Source organism: Niveispirillum fermenti (assembly GCF_048066175.1).
Taxonomy (GTDB): Bacteria; Pseudomonadota; Alphaproteobacteria; order Azospirillales; family Azospirillaceae; genus Niveispirillum; species Niveispirillum fermenti.
In genome coordinates this window covers 1-746 of record NZ_JBLTXA010000117.1, presented here as the reverse complement: position 1 = coordinate 746, position 746 = coordinate 1, and the positions used below count along the sequence as shown (strand labels likewise).

The 746-nt window shown below is 61.9% G+C and carries 1 protein-coding gene; it reads left to right on the top strand.

Annotated elements, in window-relative coordinates; translation table 11 throughout:
- On the top strand, nucleotides 1-720 hold a 720-nt coding region (gene istB, locus ACM9LZ_RS25940), incomplete at its 5' end, for an IS21-like element helper ATPase IstB (protein WP_416622389.1).
- Nucleotides 721-746 lie beyond the last annotated feature (26 nt).

Sequence of the window (746 nt, the reverse complement as noted above, 5' to 3'; positions counted from 1 at the left end):
TCTGCCCTGGAGGCGCTGGAGGGCCTGCTGGGCGAGGAACTGACCCTGCGCGAGGGGCGGCGCATCAAGGCCGCCCTCAAGATGGGGCGGCTGATCAACATCAAGACCCTGGAGGGGTTTGATTTCTCCTTCCAGCCCTCGCTGGACCGCAACCGCATCATGACCCTGGCCCAGCTGGACTTCATCGCCCGCCATGAGGTCTTACATTTCCTCGGCCAGCCCGGCTGCGGCAAGACCCACCTAGCTCTGGCCCTGGGCGTGGAAGCCGTAAAAGGCGGCTATTCCGTCTATTTCATGACCCTGGCCGACCTCATCACCTCCCTGGCCAAGGCCGAGCGCGAGGGAAATCTGCGCGAACGCCTGCGCTTCCTATGCCGGCCCCAGCTGCTCATCGTCGATGAGATCGGCTACCTGCCCGTCATCCCGGGCGGTGGAAACCTGTTCTTCCAGCTCGTCAACGCCCGCTATGAACGCGGTGCCATGATCCTCACCTCAAACCGTGGCTTTGCCGAATGGGGAGAGGTCTTCAACGATCCCGTCGTCGCCACCGCCCTGCTGGACCGTCTCCTGCATCATGCCATCGTCGTCCATATCGAGGGCGCCAGCTATCGCCTGCGCCGTCATGCCGACCTGATCCCGGATAACAACCGCACCCGGCCCATCAACCCACCAATTCAGCCAAAACCAAGGGGGAGACCGCCAAAAAACAAACAAGCCTGACTATCCAAAATCAATTCGCCAGCCAA